This is a genomic window from Sediminimonas sp., assembly GCF_024637375.1.
GTDB lineage: Bacteria > Pseudomonadota > Alphaproteobacteria > Rhodobacterales > Rhodobacteraceae > Sediminimonas.
This window is the reverse complement of the sequence record NZ_JAGXFK010000071.1, coordinates 1-13777: the sequence shown is the minus strand read 5'-3', so window position 1 is coordinate 13777 and position 13777 is coordinate 1. Positions and strand designations below refer to the sequence as shown.

Below are 13777 nucleotides of genomic sequence, written 5' to 3'. Positions count from 1 at the left end.
CCGGCATGAGGTTGTAAACCTCGCCGGATTGGCGGAGCGGACGTTCTGACAGGAGGTCATGGGAAAGCGGGATAGTAACGGAACGGGAAAACCAGGTGTCAACGGAGCGACCTTGAGCGCGATCCGCCGATTTGGACCCGGCCCGCGAAATTGCCATGAGGGCCCGCGGCGTAGAAAGCCGCAACTTGAGGCCGGATACACGTAGGAACTCGACCGCTCCGTCCCGAACCACCTTCAGAAAATCCTTGCTCTGCCGGGGGCGTCCATACACGTTGACATCTGCCATCACCTCACGCTGCGCCTCACCGTCTCGTTGTCGGCCAATCGCGGCCGGCGTATCCTCTCAGGTCGGGTTGGCCCGGTAGCTCTTGCCGTTCCGGATTAATGCCCAGACGACCCGCGCCATGCGGTTGCCCCCATTATGGCTCATTGCGATGCCGGAAGCGGGAGCCATGCCGCGTTGCTGTTAAACCGCTCCCCGCCCTTCTTAGCCAGGTTGGATCTGTCCGATAAAGCAAACCTTGTAAGGGTGAGCCGATTGGCTCAGTGAAAGACTCAGATTATTTTACCAGTTGATAAAAAAATTATCCTGTGCCAGCCTTCCCCCAAAGCCCACCACAAGAATACGGGGAGAGAAATGACCAACACACCATTGAGCGCGGGTATCGTCGCCGGGCGTCTGGCGCCTGCGGAGCTTGAGGAGAACTTCGCCGATCTGCATCCACCGCTGGACGATCACGAGGCGCTGGTGGCTGCGGACCGCTGCTATTTCTGCCATGATGCGCCTTGCATCACAGCCTGTCCGACCGAGATCGACATCCCGCTTTTCATTCGTCAGATCGCCACCGGCACACCGGAAGCGGCGGCGAAGACGATCTTCGATCAGAATATCCTGGGCGGGATGTGCGCCCGGGTCTGCCCGACCGAGACCCTTTGTGAAGAGGCCTGCGTGCGCGAGATCGCAGAAGGCAAGCCGATCGAGATCGGGCAGTTGCAGCGCTATGCCACGGACCGGCTGATGACGCGCGGGGAGCATCCCTTTTCCCGTGCTGACCCGACCGGCAAGCGTGTGGCCGTGGTGGGCGCCGGGCCGGCTGGTCTGGCCTGCGCCCATCGTCTTGCGCTGAAGGGTCATGACGTTGTCGTCCATGATGCACGGGCCAAGCCCGGCGGGCTTAATGAATTCGGGATCGCCGCCTACAAGTCGGTGGACGGCTTTGCCGAGCGGGAGGTCAAGTGGCTTCTGAAGATCGGCGGAATCACGGTGGAGACCGGCAAGGCGCTTGGCGATGGCCTCACGCTGGAGGGGCTGCGCAAGGAGTATGACGCGGTGTTCCTCGGCATCGGGCTGGGCGGTGTCAACGCGCTTGGCCTTGAGGGCGAGGACCGGGACGGCGTGGAGGACGCGGTGTCCTTCATCGAAGACCTGCGGCAGGCCAGCGATCTGGCCGCGTTACCGGTGGGTCGCGACGTCGTGGTGATCGGCGGCGGTATGACGGCGGTGGACGCGGCGGTGCAGTCCAAGCTTCTGGGCGCGCTCAACGTCAGCCTTGTCTATCGCCGGGGCCGGGACCGGATGAACGCCAGCGTCTACGAACAGGATCTGGCCGCGTCAAAGGGGGTGCGGATCATCACCAATGCCCGCCCCGTGGCGGTGCATGGAAACGGCGCTGTGCGCGAGGTCGAGTTCGAATATGTCACCGACGATCAGAAGCCCGCGGGCGAGGGATTCCGCCTGCCGGCCGATCAGCTTTTCAAGGCGATCGGCCAGGCGCTCGAGGGCGAGGCGCTTCCCGAACTGGAGGGCCGCAAGATCAGGGTGACGGGCGCGGGGCGCACGTCCTTGCCGAACGTCTGGGCCGGGGGCGACTGCGCCGCGGGCGGCGATGACCTGACGGTGACGGCGGTGGCCGAAGGGCGCGATGCCGCCGAGGATATCCATGCCGGGCTGATGGGCTGAGGCACGCACACAACAGGGGCCGAAATGGCCCCGGCACACAGGGAGATGAGCAGATGGCCGATCTCACAAGCGACTTCGTGGGGATCAAGTCCCCCAACCCGTTCTGGCTCGCTTCGGCGCCGCCGACGGACAAGGAATACAACGTGCGCCGCGCCTTCGAGGCCGGCTGGGGCGGGGTGGTCTGGAAGACCCTCGGCGCGGAAGGGCCGCCGATCGTCAACGTCAACGGGCCGCGCTATGGCGCGATCTACGGGGCGGACCGGCGGCTTCTGGGTCTGAACAACATCGAGTTGATCACCGACCGCGAGTTGCAGCAGAACCTAAAGGAAATCAAGGCGGTAAAGCGCGACTACCCGGATCGGGCCGTGGTCGTCTCGATCATGGTGCCCTGCGAGGAGGAGGCATGGAAGGCCATTCTTCCCGCGGTGGAGGAAACCGGTGCCGACGGGGTCGAGCTCAACTTCGGCTGCCCGCATGGGATGGCCGAACGCGGCATGGGGTCGGCCGTCGGGCAGGTGCCGGAATACATCGAGATGGTCACCCGCTGGGTCAAGCAATACAGCCGGTTGCCCTGCATCGTGAAACTGACGCCCAACGTCACCTCGATCCTGCCGCCGGCGATGGCGGCGGCGCGCGGGGGGGCGGATGCGGTCAGCCTGATCAACACCATCAAGTCGATCACCAATGTCGATCTGGACCATTTCTCGCCCTTTCCGATGATCGACGGCAAGGGCAGTCACGGCGGCTATTGCGGCCCGGCAGTCAAGCCTATCGCGCTCAACATGGTGGCGGAAATCGCCCGGCACGAGGAGACCCGCGGCTTGCCGATTTCCGGTATCGGCGGCGTGACGACATGGCGCGACGCGGCCGAGTTCATGGCGCTGGGGGCGGGCAACGTGCAGGTCTGCACCGCCGCGATGACCTATGGCTTCAAGATCGTGCAGGAGATGATTTCCGGTCTGTCCCAGTACCTTGACGAGAAGGACATGGAGCTTCCCGACCTGATCGGGCGGGCGGTGCCGAACTTCGTCGAATGGCAGCACCTGAACCTCAACCATGTGACCAAGGCCGTGATCGACCAGGACGCCTGCATCCAGTGCGGGCGCTGCTATGCCGCCTGCGAGGATACCAGCCACCAGGCGATTGCCATGTCCGACGACCGGGTGTTCACGGTCAAGGAAGAGGAATGCGTCGCGTGCAACCTGTGCGTCGATGTCTGCCCGGTGGAAGATTGCATCACCATGCGGACCCTCGAAGCCGGAGAGATGGACCTGCGGACCGGGCAGCGGGTGAGCCCCGAGCATGCCGACTGGACGACCCATCCCAACAACCCGGCGGCGCGTCACGCGGCCGAATAGGGCGAATCGGGTTAACGCGCTCAAATGGCGGAAAAACCCGTTTCGGCATCGCGTCGGTATTGCGTCGGTATCGGCCTCATCCCCCGGCCGGACAGGCCGGGGGTTAAGCATGCGCGCGTTGCGGGACCGGCGTCTTGCGGCCGCTGATGCCCGGCGCCCCGGCTGCCGGGCACCGGCGGGCCGCAAGCGGCGGTTGCGGTAGGGCGTGTCGCGTTCGATTGCTGCCCACCCTACGGCTTGCCTGCCCACCGCGACGTGGCGGAGCCGGGTGGTGGGCAGAGCTGCCCACCCTACGGCTTGCTTCGAGAAACCGGGGGCGCCTCTGAGGCAGACTGGGAACTTTTTGTCAGGCGGTGAACACTAGCGCCAAAGCGCGGAACAAGGCGCGCTTGCGCGCCGCCGCGCAGCGCCCGACCGCCCCCTCGGGCGGGCGCTTTTGCAGCGTATCAAGTCAATGATAACGCGGATGTATTTGGCCGGCATAAAGCGCGATCCACATTCGTTGCTGCGCCCACCCGGCGGTCGGGCGCCGCGCGGCTCGGCAATCTGCAGGAATGACCGCTTTGCAACCTATCAAGCCTATTGAAACGCAGAAGTATTTGGCCGGCATAAAGCGCGATTCACACGCGTTTCAGCGCCCTCCCGGCGGTCGGGCGCTGCGCGCGTATCAGGGCGCCAGCAGCTTGCGATACATGGTATCGAGATAGGCCGCCGCGCCGTCGAACACGTCGTCGTCGCCAGCCAAGAGAACCCGCACCTGGGCGTCAAAGTCGGCGTAGTGCTGCGTCGTGGCCCAGATCGAAAAGATCAGGTGGCGCGGATCGAGCGGGGCGATCCGGCCGGCCTCCATCCAGCGGCGGATGAGCGCGGTCTTGTCGTCGAACAGCGTCTTGAGCGTGGTCTCCAGGTGCGGCTTCATGCGCGGCGCGCCTTGCAGGATCTCATTGGCGAAAAGCCGGCTTTCGCGCGGAAACTCGCGGCTCATCTCCAGCTTGCGGCGCACGTAGGCGCAGATTTCCTCAAGCGGGTCGCCGTCCGGGTTCATGTGATCCAGCGGGTCGAGCCAGCTTGTCATCAACTGGTTGAGCAGGGAGACGTGAATATCTTCCTTGCCGTTGAAGTAATACAGGATATTGGGCTTCGACAGTCCCGCCTCATCGGCGATCTGATCGAGGGTCGCGCCGCGATAGCCTTGGTGCGAGAACACCTCCAGCGCCGCGTCGAGTATGAGCCGGCGATTGCGGATCTGGATGCGGCTGCGTTTTTTCACCGCGGTGGGGGCGCCCGTCATGCCGGTGGTTTCCTTGTTTTGATCGGGCCGTGAGCCTAGCGTGCCCGGTCGGTGGCGTCCAGTTCGCCGGGCGGTTACGCCGGGGTCGCGCCGATGCCGCGCAGGATGATCTGCTTCACGCTCTGCTTGGCGGCCTCCCACTGCGCGTCCGAGAGGGGGGCGCCACCGTTGAGCGTTTCGATCTGGTGGTTGAAGTCGGCGTAGTGCTGCGTCGTGGCCCAGAGCATGTAGAGCAGGTGGCGCGGATCGACCGGGTCCATCAGCCCCTGTTCGATCCAGCGTTCGATCACCGCGATGCGACCGTCGGTCCATTCGGTCAGCGTGGTTTCGAGATAGTCCTGAATCACCGGCGCCTGATGCATCACCTCGGAGGCCCAGACCTTGGAGCCTTCGGGGTGGCGGCGGCTGATTTCCATCTTGGCGTCGATATAGGCGCCCAGCCCCTCGATCGGGCCATCGGCATTGTCGAAGACATCGGCGGCCTTCAGCCAGTCGAGAAAGATTTTCTGCACAACCTGCCGGTACAGGCCTTCCTTGGTCGGAAAATAGTAATGCAGGTTCGCCTTGGGCAGCCCGGCGACATCGGCGATGAGCTGCATCGTCGCGCCGCCGAATCCCGCCTCGGAGAACACCTTTTCCGCTGCCTGCAAAATAAGCTTTTCGCTTTCCCGGCGGCGATCTTTTCGGCTGTTGGTGCGCGTTTCGTCGTTCATGGCGAAAATGGTCCGAGAAAAATCTTGACCAGTTGGTCAGGCTGTGGTGCTCTGTTTTTGACCATATGGTCAGGACAGGGTGGAAGGCAAGAGGCCGCATAACGGCACATCCACCTTCGGCAACAAGGGAGTAGAGATTGCTATGGCCGCACCGGGTGAGAACATCAAGATCGACGGTGACCGTCTTTGGGACGCGATTCACGAAATGGCGAAGATCGGCCCCGGCGTTGCGGGCGGCAACAACCGCCAGACCGTGACCGATGAAGACGGTGAGGGCCGCGCGCTGTTTCAGAAATGGTGCGAGGCGGTTGGCTGCTCCATGGGGCTTGATCAGATGGGCAACATGTTTGCCGAGTATCCCGGCACCGATCCTGACGCGCTTCCGGTTTATGTGGGCAGCCACCTTGACACGCAGCCGACCGGCGGGCGCTATGACGGTGTGCTTGGCGTCCTCGGCGGCCTGGAGATTCTGCGCACGATGAAGGATCTCGGGATCAGGACCAAGCACCCGATTATCGTCACCAACTGGACCAACGAGGAAGGCACGCGGTTCGCGCCGCCGATGCTGGCCTCTGGCGTGTTTTCGGGGATGCATACCCAGGACTGGGCCTATGAGCGCGAGGACGCGGAGGGCAAGAAGTTCGGAGACGAGCTCAAGCGTATCGGCTGGCGCGGCGAGGAAGAGGTCGGCGCGCGCAAGATGCATGCCTTTTTCGAGCTGCATATCGAACAGGGGCCGATCCTTGAGGCCGAGGGCAAGGACGTGGGCGTTGTCACCCACGGTCAGGGCCTGAGCTGGACGCAGGTGACGATCACCGGCAAGGAAAGCCACACCGGATCGACACCGATGCCGATGCGCAAGAATGCGGGCCTTGGCATGGCGCGGGTGCTGGAAAAGGTCGATGAGATCGCGTGGAGCCACAAGCCCGACGCCGTTGGCGCGGCCGGGCATATCGACATCTACCCCAATTCGCGCAACGTGATCCCCGGCAAGGCGGTGTTCACGGTCGATTTCCGCTCGCCCGAGCTGGAGGTGATCGAGGACATGGAAAAGCGGCTCCGCGAAGAAGGCCAGAAGATCGCCGACGACATGGGCCTCGGGATCGCGTTCGAGAAGGTCGGCGGGTTCGACCCGGTGAAGTTCGATGAAACCTGCGTGGCCGCGGTGCGGAACGCGGCCGAGCGGTTGGGATATAGTCACCGGAACCTGATTTCCGGCGCCGGGCACGATGCCTGCTGGGTCAATCGCGTGGCGCCCACGGCGATGGTGATGTGCCCCTGCGTCGACGGGCTGAGCCACAACGAGGCCGAAGAGATTTCGAAGGAATGGGCCGTGGCCGGGGCGGATGTCCTGATGCACGCGGTGCTTGAGACGGCGGAGATCGTCGAGTGAACATGAATCGGCGGGGCGGGGCAAACCGTCCCGGCGCCTTCCGGAACATTTGACGCAAGACGGCGGCCCCGGGCCGCGCTTGCCGAACAGGGAGAAGAGTAATGACAACCAAGGTGATCAAGGGCGGAACCGTATGCACCGCCGACCGCACATGGAAGGCCGATGTGCTGATCGAGGACGAGAAGATCAAGCAGATCGGCGAGGATCTCAAGGGCGATGAATATATCGACGCCGAGGGGGCCTATGTCATCCCCGGCGGCATCGACCCGCACACGCACATGGAAATGCCCTTCATGGGCACCACCGCCGCCGAGACCTTCGAGACCGGCACCTGGGCCGCCGCCTGCGGGGGCACCACGATGCTGGTGGATTTCTGCCTGCCGGGCCCCGATGGCAGCATCAAGAACGCAATCAACGAATGGCACCGCAAGTCGGCGCCGCAGATCTGCACCGACGTCGGCTATCACATGGCCGTCACCGGCTGGAACGAGACCATCTTCAACGAGATGAAGGACGCCGTGGAAATGGGCGTCAATTCGTTCAAGCACTTCATGGCCTACAAGGGCGCGCTGATGATCGAGGACGACGAGATGTTCGCCTCGTTCAAACGCTGCAAGGAGCTGGGCGCGCTGCCGATGGTGCATGCCGAGAACGGCGACCTGGTGGCCGACATGCAGGCGCAGATGCTGGAGAAGGGCATCACCGGGCCGGAGGGCCACGCCTATTCGCGCCCGCCGGAATTCGAGGGCGAGGCCGCGAACCGCGCCATCACCATCGCCGATACCGCCGGCGTGCCGCTTTATATCGTGCACGTGTCCTGCGAGCAGGCGCATGAGGCGATCCGGCGTGCCCGGCAGAAGGGGATGCGCGTCTACGGCGAGCCGCTGGCGCAGTTCCTGACGCTGGACGAATCGGAGTATTTCAACACCGACTGGGACCATGCCGCGCGCCGGGTGATGAGCCCGCCGTTCCGCAACAAGGAGCACCAGGACAGCCTGTGGCACGGCCTTCAGGCCGGCAGCTTGCAGGTGGTGGCCACCGATCACGCCGCCTTCTCGACCGAGCAGAAGCGCATGGGCGTAGACGATTTCACCAAGATTCCCAACGGCTCCAACGGGCTGGAGGAACGGCTTGCCGTGCTCTGGACGCGGGGGGTCGAGACCGGGCGGCTGACGCCCAACGAGTTTGTCGCCGTCACCTCGACCAATGTCGCCAAGATCCTCAACATCTACCCCAAGAAGGGGGCGATCGTGGAAGGGGCGGATGCCGACATCGTGGTCTGGGATCCCAAGATCAGCAAGACGATCAGCGCCAGCAATCACCATTCGATCCTTGATTACAACGTCTTCGAGGGCTTCGAGGTGACCGCGCAGAGCCGCTATACCATCTCGCGCGGGGAGGTGATCTGGGCCTGGGGGCAGAACAGCCAGCCGCAGCCCGGACGGGGCCGTTTCGTGCCGCGCCCGGCCTTCCCCTCGGCGCATACCGCGCTGAGCAAGTGGAAGGAACTGACCGCGCCGAAGCAGATTCACCGCGATCCGCTGAATATTCCGGCAGGGATCTGAGCGCGGGGCGCCGGGAGGCACCCGGCGCCTTTCTGTTACCCATGAACGCCCGGCAAGATCCGGGATGTGCAAAGGCAAGGCAAAGTGACAACATCCCCAGTCATCAGCGCGAAAGACTTGTCGCTGACCTTTCATACCGACGACGGCCCGATCCATGCGCTGCAAGACATCACCCTGGATATCGAGAAGGGCGATTTCGTCAGCTTCATCGGCCCGTCGGGCTGCGGCAAGACCACGTTTCTTCGGGTCATGGCCGATCTCGAACAGCCCACGGGCGGCGAGATCACGGTGAACGGCGTCAGCCCCGAAGAGGCGCGCAAGGCGCGCGCCTATGGCTATGTGTTTCAGGCGGCCGGGCTTTACCCGTGGCGCACCATCGGCGGCAACATTCGCCTGCCGCTGGAAATCATGGGCTTTGACCGGGCGGCACAGGACGAGCGTGTAAAGCGCGTTCTGGAGCTTGTGGAACTGGACGGCTTCGAGAAGAAATACCCCTGGCAGCTTTCGGGCGGAATGCAGCAACGGGCGAGCATCGCGCGCGCGCTGGCCTTCGATGCCGACATCCTGCTGATGGACGAGCCGTTCGGCGCGCTTGACGAGATCGTGCGCGACCATCTCAACGAGCAGCTTCTCAAGCTGTGGAAGCGGACGGAAAAGACCATCGCCTTCGTGACCCATTCGATACCCGAGGCGGTCTACCTGTCGACAAGGATCGTGGTGATGAGCCCGCGGCCCGGACGCATCAGCGAGGTGATCGAAAGCCCGCTGCCCAAGGAACGGCCGCTGGACATACGCGACACGCCCGAATTCCTCGACGTCGCGCACCGGGTGCGCGAAGGGCTCAGAGCGGGGCACGCTTATGACGAGTGAGAGTCTCAAGACGGCCCGGGGGGTCTCGGATGCCCGCCACCCCCCGGTGCCGTGCCGCCTTTCGGGTAAGGTGGCGGCCCCTTTCTCCGTTCACGGCCATCGGCTCTCCAGCCTGTGCCGCGAGAGCAGGAGAACATCAGTTCCTTTCTCTGTTCTTAAAATACTCAAAGAACTGCGTCTGCCGCGGGCGGTGCGCCGTGAGTATTTATGGAACAAAGAAAAGGGGAGGGCGCGGGCATGAGAAACGTTCTTCCGGTTCTGACGGTCGTGGCCGTGATTTTCGTGGCCTGGTACATCGGCGCGGTCGCGCTCAACGCGACATGGGCGCAGGACAATGCGGCGCGCGCCGGGGTGGAGCTAAGCTTTACCGAGCTGGTGGCCGATACGCTGTCGCAGGACAAGCCCAAGCTGCCCGCCCCGCATCAGGTGGCGGTGGAAATATGGGAGACCACGGTGGAGAAGAACATCACCTCCCGCCGGTCGCTCGTCTACCATAGCTGGATCACGATGAGCGCCACGCTTCTCGGTTTCGTGCTGGGCACCGGGCTGGGCATCGCGCTGGCCGTCGGGATCGTCTACAACCGCACCATGGACATGAGCGTGATGCCCTGGGTGATCGCGAGCCAGACCATTCCCATTCTGGCGATCGCGCCGATGATCATCGTGGTGCTGAATGCCATCGGGATCACGGGGCTGTTCCCCAAGGCGGTGATTTCCATGTATCTGTCGTTCTTTCCGGTCGTGGTCGGCATGGTCAAGGGCCTTCGAAGCCCCGACCGGATGCAGCTTGACCAGATGAAGACCTGGCACGCGAATGGCATCCAGGAGTTCTGGAAGCTGCGGTTCCCGTCGTCGATGCCGTATCTGTTTACCTCGCTCAAGGTCGGGATGGCGGCGTCGCTGGTCGGTGCGATCGTGGGTGAGCTGCCGACGGGCGCGGTGGCCGGTCTTGGCGCGCGGCTCCTAGCGGGGTCATATTACGGGCAGACGGTCCAGATCTGGAGCGCGCTGATCATGGCGGCGGTTCTGGCGGCCTGCCTTGTCGGGATCATCGGCCTGGCACAGCGGTTGGTCCTCAAGCGGATGGGGATGGCGTGATGGGCTGGATCGTATTCGGAATATGCGCCTGGCTTGTCGGTTGGCTGACCAATGTGTGGTTGGCGCGGCAGCCGAAATCGCAGGCCACGTCGCTGGCGGTGCCGGTGATCTTCGGTGTCACGCTGATCCTGATCTGGGAAAGCGTGGTGCGGGGGTTCGGGATATCGCCGGTGCTGTTGCCGCCGCCTTCGGTGATCGCGGAGCGGTTCTCGCAATCGGCGGATATCCTGTGGATCGATTTCGTGCAGACGGTGATCAAGGGCGCGCTGTCGGGCTATGTCATCGGGTGCGGCGCGGCGTTCGTGATCGCGGTGACGGTGGACCGCTTTCCGTTCCTGCAACGCGGGGTGTTGCCGGTGGGCAATTTCGTCGCCGCGCTGCCGATTATCGGGATGGCGCCGATCATGGTGATGTGGTTCGGTTTCGACTGGCAGTCGAAGGCGGCGGTGGTCGTGGTGATGGTGTTCTTCCCGATGCTGGTGAACACGGTGCAGGGTCTTCAGGCCAGCGACGCGATGCAGCGCGACCTGATGCGGACCTATGCGGCCGGATACTGGAAGACGCTGCTGAAGCTGCGCCTGCCGTCGGCGATGCCGTTCGTGTTCAACGGGCTGAAGATCGCCTCGACGCTGGCGTTGATCGGGGCGATCGTGGCAGAGTTCTTCGGCTCGCCCGTCAAGGGCATGGGCTTTCGTATCTCGACCTCGGTGGGACAGCTTGCGCTTGATCTGGTCTGGGCCGAGATCGTGGTTGCGGCCATCGTCGGGTCGGCGTTCTATGGCGGTGTGGCGCTTCTGGAGAGGGCGGTGACCTTCTGGCACCCGTCGCAACGAGGCTGAGCAAACGAAAACAAAAAAAACAACAATCCAACTAAGTTCAACAAGGAGAGAAAGATGAAACATCTATTCACGACAATGAGTGCCGCGGCCCTGACCCTGGCGGCGGGGGCGGCGCAGGCCGCCGACGATGTGACGCTACAGCTCAAGTGGGTCACACAGGCGCAGTTCGGGGGCTACTACGTGGCGCTCGACAAGGGGTTCTACGACGAAGAGGATCTTGACGTCACGATCAAGCCGGGCGGTCCGGACATCGCGCCGGTGCAGGTTCTGATGGGCGGCGGCGCCGATGTCATGGTGGACTGGATGCCGTCGGCACTGGCCGCGCGGGAAAAGGGCGCCCCGATCGTCAACATCGCGCAGCCTTTCGCCTCTTCGGGGCTGATGCTGACCTGCCTGAAAGAGCACGGCATCACCAGCCCGGAGGATTTCCCGGGGCACACCCTCGGCACATGGTTCTTCGGCAACGAGATCCCGCTTTATACCTGGATGGGCAAGCTGGGCATTCCCACCGATGGCTCCGAAGGGGGCGTGACGATCCAGAAGATCAACTTCAACGTCGATCCGCTGCTTCAGCGGCAGGTCGAATGCGCCACGACGATGACCTACAACGAATACTGGCAGGTGATCGACGCGGGGCTGACGCCGGACGACCTGGTGGTGTTCAAGTACGAGGACGAAGGCATCTCGACCCTGGAGGACGGGCTTTACGTCGTCGAGGACAAGCTGGAAGATCCTGAATTCGTGGACAAGATGGCGCGGTTCGTGCGCGCGTCCATGAAGGGCTGGAAGTGGGCCGAGGAAAACCCCGAGGCGGCGGCGATGATCGTTCTGGAAAACGACACGACCGGCGCGCAGACCGAGAAGCACCAGGTCCGCATGATGAGCGAGATTGCCAAGCTCACCGCCGGATCGGATGGCGAGCTTGACCCGGCCGCCTATGAGCGGACGGTCGAGATCGTGAAGTCCGGCGGCGTCATCGAGGAAGACCCCGAAGGCGCATGGACCCACATGATCACGGACAAGGCGCTGAACTGAGCCGGACCGTAGCATGACAGGGGAAAGGGCCGGGTGTTGATCCGGCCCTTTTCTTTTGGCGATTGCATATCTGACAAACCCTGGCGCATTGCGGGCGATCGCGTTCACCCAGCCCGTGCCGCTTGGCATGCCCTATGTTCACCACCTGACAAAAAGTTCCCAGTCTGCCCCTGGTGCGTTCACGGTCGCTCGGGCGAAGGTCGAGAGGCCGCAATGCGGGACGAAGCGGACACAGCCGCTAAGTTCATTTTCCGACTAGCCCAACGCCGACCAAAGCGTATGCACAGCCATGTAGATCACAATCGCGGAACCAACGGTATAGAACGTCGCCCGAATTTCGTGGGACTGCTCGGTCGCATACGCAATAAAATGTGCGAGACGTGCGGCGACGAATCCGTAGAGTAGCACCTGTGCCAAAATTAGCGCCGGATCGGCCAACACGAAAAGCAATCCGGCGGCCCAGAAAGCTGGAACGTTCTCTAGATCGTTGCGATGCATTCGACGGGAACGGTCAACGTAGTCGTTTGTGTCGAGTTGGAAGGGTTCAGGGTTCTTGTTGATGAGACCCTTCCTGAGGTCTTCAGGACTAGCCCATCCGCCACCGACTTTTAGCATGCGGTGTACCGTCATCCAACCTTGCCCCATGACTTTCAGCACCATCAGGGAGGCTGCAATCACATACGCTGAAAAAACAGGGTTCTCCAAACTCAGATGTTCCATATTTCCAAGCCTCTTTCCGATTGCCTACCATTGGTAGATTGGATAGCCTACCAATGGTAGGCAATCAAGAGGCAACTTATGAACGACCTCAAGACCGATGCGAAGATCATTAATGCGGCGCAAAAGCTGCTTGCGAGTGACGGCTTCGGTGCTGTCTCGTTTGACTCGATCGCGAACGAGCTTGGCATCGCTAAGCAGTCGGTGCTCTATTGGTTTCCGACCAAGAGCGAATTGCTTGCGGCTATGTTCGTCGACTGGTTGGCTGCAGAGGCTAAGGCGGCCGAGGCGAGCCTGCTTTCTGTCGAAACCTCGAATGAAGCCATCGACGCGTTCGTTCGATCAATCACACGTTTCCACAAAGGCAATCTTGATCGTTTCAGAATGATGTACCTTGCCCCTCAGACGCTGAAGGCAGGCATGCAAGAAGCGCGGGATAGCGATGTTCTCGACAAAATTCACGCAACCACGTCACAATTGTACGGCGCCCTAGCGGAAAGACTTGATGTGTCACCTGACCAAGCTCGCCAGACGGCATTTTCAATCCATTCGGCAGCCTTGGGATTGGTTCTGATGCTCGGTCTCGCTGACGGCATTGGCGATCCGCTGAAGCACTCCGAGGACGATCTCGTAACTGCTCTAATTGCCAAACTTTCTTCATAGATTACGGGAAGCGTGGGCGCCAGTGCCAACAGATACCCAGAACCGTCGAATGGCAGCTCGGGGCTCGAACCGGACCTTCGTCGCACGATTCACTGAGGTCCGGTCAGTGGGACGAAGCGGGCGCTCGGTTCGGTTTGGGAAGTGGTCAAGATGGCCTGTTGCGGACATTGGGCAACCGGCTGATGTGCCGCGCGGTGCCCGACCGCCGGGTGGGCGCAGCAACGAATGTGGATCGCGCTTTATGCCCGCCAAATACCTCTTCGTTGTCATCAGCT

Annotated in this window: 13 protein-coding genes; 9 read left to right on the top strand and 4 right to left on the bottom strand. The window is 62.6% G+C overall.

Annotation, left to right across the window (positions count from 1 at the left end; all coding sequences use genetic code 11):
• On the bottom strand, positions 1-286 hold a 286-nt coding region (locus Q0L89_RS11455; protein ID WP_296765154.1), incomplete at its 3' end, for a hypothetical protein.
• 351 nt (positions 287-637) lie between these two features.
• Here Q0L89_RS11455 and Q0L89_RS11450 point away from each other — a divergent pair.
• Entirely contained in the window at positions 638-1960 is a 1323-nt protein-coding gene (locus Q0L89_RS11450; protein ID WP_296765153.1) for an NAD(P)-dependent oxidoreductase, read from the top strand.
• 53 nt (positions 1961-2013) lie between these two features.
• Positions 2014-3318 (top strand): NAD-dependent dihydropyrimidine dehydrogenase subunit PreA, encoded by a 1305-nt coding sequence (gene preA / locus Q0L89_RS11445; protein WP_296765150.1) that lies wholly within the window; start codon positions 2014-2016, stop codon positions 3316-3318.
• A gap of 667 nt (positions 3319-3985) precedes the next feature.
• On the opposite strand, the gene Q0L89_RS11440 is transcribed toward preA, so the two are convergent.
• Both Q0L89_RS11440 and Q0L89_RS11435 read right to left on the bottom strand, forming a co-directional pair.
• The gene (locus Q0L89_RS11440; RefSeq protein WP_296765148.1) at positions 3986-4609 is read right to left on the bottom strand and encodes a TetR family transcriptional regulator C-terminal domain-containing protein; all 624 of its coding nucleotides are present in this window, start codon (positions 4607-4609) and stop codon (positions 3986-3988) included.
• A 74-nt stretch (positions 4610-4683) separates the two neighbouring features.
• Positions 4684-5322: a TetR/AcrR family transcriptional regulator gene (locus tag Q0L89_RS11435; RefSeq protein ID WP_296765145.1), complete on the bottom strand. Its 639-nt coding sequence runs from the start codon at positions 5320-5322 to the stop codon at positions 4684-4686.
• Positions 5323-5464: 142 nt separating this feature from the next.
• Here Q0L89_RS11435 and Q0L89_RS11430 point away from each other — a divergent pair, with 142 nt between their 5' ends.
• From Q0L89_RS11430 to Q0L89_RS11405, 6 genes are all read left to right on the top strand, one after another.
• Entirely contained in the window at positions 5465-6715 is a 1251-nt protein-coding gene (locus Q0L89_RS11430; protein WP_296765143.1) for a Zn-dependent hydrolase, read from the top strand.
• Between the two features lie 101 nt (positions 6716-6816).
• Entirely contained in the window at positions 6817-8280 is a 1464-nt protein-coding gene (hydA, locus tag Q0L89_RS11425) for a dihydropyrimidinase (protein ID WP_296765140.1), read from the top strand.
• 84 nt (positions 8281-8364) lie between these two features.
• Positions 8365-9150: an ABC transporter ATP-binding protein gene (locus tag Q0L89_RS11420; protein WP_296765137.1), complete on the top strand. Its 786-nt coding sequence runs from the start codon at positions 8365-8367 to the stop codon at positions 9148-9150.
• A 237-nt stretch (positions 9151-9387) separates the two neighbouring features.
• Positions 9388-10248 (top strand): ABC transporter permease, encoded by an 861-nt coding sequence (locus tag Q0L89_RS11415; protein ID WP_296765134.1) that lies wholly within the window; start codon positions 9388-9390, stop codon positions 10246-10248.
• A complete protein-coding gene (locus Q0L89_RS11410; protein WP_296765131.1) occupies positions 10248-11087 on the top strand; it encodes an ABC transporter permease in 840 nt (279 codons plus the stop codon). Before Q0L89_RS11415 ends, Q0L89_RS11410 begins: the two co-directional genes overlap by 1 nt.
• A gap of 54 nt (positions 11088-11141) precedes the next feature.
• Positions 11142-12122 (top strand): ABC transporter substrate-binding protein, encoded by a 981-nt coding sequence (locus tag Q0L89_RS11405; RefSeq protein ID WP_296765129.1) that lies wholly within the window; start codon positions 11142-11144, stop codon positions 12120-12122.
• Positions 12123-12377: 255 nt separating this feature from the next.
• Here Q0L89_RS11405 and Q0L89_RS11400 read toward each other — a convergent pair whose 3' ends face one another.
• Positions 12378-12842 (bottom strand): MAPEG family protein, encoded by a 465-nt coding sequence (locus Q0L89_RS11400; protein WP_296765127.1) that lies wholly within the window; start codon positions 12840-12842, stop codon positions 12378-12380.
• A gap of 78 nt (positions 12843-12920) precedes the next feature.
• Here Q0L89_RS11400 and Q0L89_RS11395 point away from each other — a divergent pair, with 78 nt between their 5' ends.
• Complete coding sequence (locus Q0L89_RS11395; RefSeq protein WP_296765125.1) at positions 12921-13502, top strand: TetR/AcrR family transcriptional regulator; 582 nt, start codon at positions 12921-12923, stop codon at positions 13500-13502.
• Positions 13503-13777: the final 275 nt, after the last annotated feature.

Excerpts from the sequence above, each read along its gene's own strand:
- Q0L89_RS11435 (WP_296765145.1), bottom strand. The coding sequence starts at position 5,322 with ATGAACGACGAAACGCGCACCAACAGCCGAAAAGATCGCCGCCGGGAA.
- Q0L89_RS11405 (WP_296765129.1), top strand. The coding sequence starts at position 11,142 with ATGAAACATCTATTCACGACAATGAGTGCCGCGGCCCTGACCCTGGCG.
- preA (WP_296765150.1), top strand. The coding sequence starts at position 2,014 with ATGGCCGATCTCACAAGCGACTTCGTGGGGATCAAGTCCCCCAACCCG.
- Q0L89_RS11440 (WP_296765148.1), bottom strand. The coding sequence starts at position 4,609 with ATGACGGGCGCCCCCACCGCGGTGAAAAAACGCAGCCGCATCCAGATC.
- Q0L89_RS11410 (WP_296765131.1), top strand. The coding sequence starts at position 10,248 with ATGGGCTGGATCGTATTCGGAATATGCGCCTGGCTTGTCGGTTGGCTG.
- Q0L89_RS11395 (WP_296765125.1), top strand. The coding sequence starts at position 12,921 with ATGAACGACCTCAAGACCGATGCGAAGATCATTAATGCGGCGCAAAAG.
- Q0L89_RS11400 (WP_296765127.1), bottom strand. The coding sequence starts at position 12,842 with ATGGAACATCTGAGTTTGGAGAACCCTGTTTTTTCAGCGTATGTGATT.
- Q0L89_RS11415 (WP_296765134.1), top strand. The coding sequence starts at position 9,388 with ATGAGAAACGTTCTTCCGGTTCTGACGGTCGTGGCCGTGATTTTCGTG.
- Q0L89_RS11450 (WP_296765153.1), top strand. The coding sequence starts at position 638 with ATGACCAACACACCATTGAGCGCGGGTATCGTCGCCGGGCGTCTGGCG.
- Q0L89_RS11430 (WP_296765143.1), top strand. The coding sequence starts at position 5,465 with ATGGCCGCACCGGGTGAGAACATCAAGATCGACGGTGACCGTCTTTGG.
- hydA (WP_296765140.1), top strand. The coding sequence starts at position 6,817 with ATGACAACCAAGGTGATCAAGGGCGGAACCGTATGCACCGCCGACCGC.